The organism is Sporomusaceae bacterium, assembly GCA_031460455.1.
Taxonomy (GTDB): Bacteria; Bacillota; Negativicutes; order Sporomusales; family UBA7701; genus Anaeroselena.
Window position 1 is genome coordinate 1 of the sequence record JAVKTQ010000036.1, and the last position, 3241, is coordinate 3241.

3 protein-coding genes are annotated in these 3241 nt (G+C 59.7%); all 3 read left to right on the top strand.

Going from position 1 to position 3241, the window contains the following annotated elements; genetic code table 11:
- The coding region (locus RIN56_20530; GenBank protein ID MDR7869181.1) for a phage portal protein at positions 1-564 on the top strand (564 nt) is incomplete at its 5' end.
- The gene (locus RIN56_20535) at positions 518-2452 is read left to right on the top strand and encodes a Mu-like prophage major head subunit gpT family protein (GenBank protein ID MDR7869182.1); all 1935 of its coding nucleotides are present in this window, start codon (positions 518-520) and stop codon (positions 2450-2452) included. The genes RIN56_20530 and RIN56_20535, both read left to right, overlap by 47 nt.
- Positions 2453-2486: 34 nt before the next feature.
- The coding region (locus tag RIN56_20540; GenBank protein ID MDR7869183.1) for a DUF2190 family protein at positions 2487-3241 on the top strand (755 nt) is incomplete at its 3' end.

Consider the following 3241-nt stretch of genomic DNA (forward strand, 5'->3'; position numbering starts at 1 on the left):
AGCGCGGTTATCCCTACCGGGCAGGCATCCAATGCCAAGGAATTCGTCGCGATGCACCAGCGGCTGATCGGCGCCGGGCAGGGGTTAAGCTACGAGGCCACCAGCCGGGATATGTCCGAGGTCAACTACTCCAGCGCAAGGCAAGGCCTGCTGGAGGATCAGAAGACGTACGCCTGTTGGCAGCAGTGGCTGATTGACCACATGCTGACCAAGGTTTATCGGGACGTAGTTACCGCAGGGGTGCTGGCCGGTGAGCTGAAAATTCCGGATTTCTTCCAGCAGCCGGAGAAATATCTGCGACACACCTGGATTGAACCGGGATGGAGCTGGATCGACCCAGTGAAGGAAATCACGGCCAATACCAAGGCGATCGAATCCGGCCAGGACAGTCTGGCCAATGTCTGCGCACGGGTAGGCTACGACTGGCGTGAAATCCTGGAGCAAATCGCCAAGGAAAAAGTCTATATCAAAAAGCTGGAGGAGCAGTACGGAATAACAATGACAGGAGGTGGGGCTATTGCCGCCGGTACAAAACCCGGCGCCCAGGTGGGCGCAGAACCTTGAACGAAGCATAAGCCTGGAAAGAGCGGCTATCGACGTTGAAAAACGGACGGTGCCGCTTTCGTTTTCCAGCGAAACCACGGAGGTTGTCCGCTGGGGCGACGTGGAGATTCTTGACCATTCCCCCGGGGCGTGCAATCTGACCAGGATCAACGACATCGGCGTATTGCTGTTCAACCACAACACTGATATGCCGATCGGGGGAATCGAATCCGCAGTTATTTCGGAGCGTCGCCGCGGCGAGGGCATTGCCCGCTTTGACGCCGACGAGGAAAGCGATAAGTATTTCCAAAAAGTCGTCGGTGGTACCCTTAAAGCTGTTTCCGTCCGCTACTCGGTGCAGCAATGGGAGAAGGTCGAGGTCAACACGCTCTCGTCCTGTGGACGGTTTAAGGGCCCCTGTTGGATTGCCCGCAAGTGGACCCCGCTCGAAATATCCATCGTTTCTGTCCCTGCCGACGCCGACGTCGGCGTCGGTCGATCTGCTGAGGACGGCACAAGCCGCTCAGATAAAGAAAACAACAAAAGGAGTGATCGCAATATGCCTCCGGAAGAAACCATCGTTACCACTGTCACCCCGCCCGCAACCGATCAGGACCGCAGCCAGCAACCTCCCGCTGCCGTCGATCCTCAGAGAGCAGCCGCTGATGCGGTAACCGCCGAGCGCAACAGGACGGCGGAGATCACCGCCCTGTGCCGGAGCTTTGATCTGGCGCCTGACGAGTTTATCGTCAGTGGGGCGACCGTCGATGCGGCTAGAAAGGCCGTGTTGGAACGGCTGGCCCAGAATCGTCCGTCCGGTACCGTCCGCATGGGTCAGGACGAGACGGACAAGTTCCGGGCCGCAGCTGTTGACGGTCTGCTGATGCGCGGCAGCATAGTCGTGGCGAAACCGGCCGACGGCGCCGACGCCTTCCGTGGCGTTCGCTTGCTCAGGCTGGCCGAGGACTGCGTAGAGCGCGCCACCGGGAAACGTGCGCGTTTTGACAACGACGAGGACCTGATCCGCGAAGCACTCACCGGCGCCAGCGCTTTCCCCGGGATTCTCTCCGCCGCCGCCAATAAGTCCATGGCAATGGCCTATCAGGCCGTACCGACCACCTTCCAACTTTGGACCGGCACCGGGTCGCACTCCGACTTCAAAGGCGCCACGGCCTACAGGTTGAGTGAGGCTGACGAGCTGGTAAAAATGACGGAGCAGGGTGAATTCAAGCACTCCGAAATTACGGAAGCCAGCGTAACCAAGTCGATTGCCACCTTCGGTCGGTCGTTTTCGATTACCCGCAGAGCGATGATCGATGACGACCTGGGTGCTCTGTCGAAAATCCCAGCGAAGTATGGCGCCGCCGCGCGACGGATGATCAATAAGATGGTTTACGCTATCTTCGCCGCCAACCCGGTCATCGAGGGTGCCGCCTTGTTCCATGCCGACCACAAGAATCTTGCCGGGGCTGCTGCGGCGCTCAGCGTGGCATCGCTCGACAAGGCTAAAGCGGCCATGGCTAAGCAGAAAAACATCGGCGGCAAGGAATATCTCAATATTCAACCGGCCTTCCTGATCGTCCCGAGCGACCTGGAGGTCCTTGCTACGCAGCTGATCAGCTCCGTCGTCGACCCGTCCAAGAACAACGCCACGCCCAACCCGTTCGCCAACAAACTCTCGGTTGTTTCCGATCCGCTGCTCTCCGAGCAGAGCCTGACGGCCTGGTATTTGGCCTCCGCTCCCGGGATGGCCGACACCATCGAGGTCGATTACCTCAACGGCCGCCAGGAGCCGACCATGGAAAGCCAGGTGTCGTTCGAGGTACTCGGCATGAAATGGCGGATTTATCTGGATGTCGGCGTTAACCTGCTCGACTTCCGCGGACTGTTCAAAAATGCTGGACAGTAACTCGACAAAATAAAACGAGAAGGGAGAAAGAATAATGGATTATGTTCAAAAGGGCGACACCATCGATTACACCAATTCCAGCGGCGCCGATATCGCGTATCACGCCGTTATCCCTCTGACTTCGTGCATCGGCATCGCGCTCGAGGCCATCGCCAATGGTGCCAACGGTTCGGTGGCGCTTAAGGGGGTATGGTCCGGCACGGCCGTCAACAACGCAGTCTTCGCAGTCGGTGACACCCTGTACTGGGACGCCTCGGCCCAGAAACTTACCAAGGTGGCCACCGGTAACACCCCCGCGGGCATCTGCGCCGCCCCCAAGCTGCTGGCCGGTACCATCGGGTACGTCGAAATTGGCCGCAGCATGATCACCGTCGACAACGCCATCGAGGCCGGCGAAGTAACCTCGGAATATGCTTCCGCCGCGCTCGGGACGCATCACCTCGTCTACCACGTCGAAGACCTCGACGCCGGCGCCGACATCACGGCCCGCAAACTGCTGACCGTTCCGACCGGCTGCAACTACACGCTGGTGAGCGCCAGCATCACGGGCAAAGATGACGCCGCCGGAATCGACGGCGACAACACCGCCGTGATTACGCTGACCGACGGCACGAACACCATCGTGACCAAGACCTTCGATGCCACCACGGCTTTCCCCGCGGCGAATACCCCGACCAGCCTTGGCGCGCTGAACGCCACCCACAAGGTGCTGGACGCGGCCGAGTCCTTGACGATGACCGCCGTCAATGGTACCGCCGCGAACCTGCCCCCGTTCGACCTGGAAGTCGT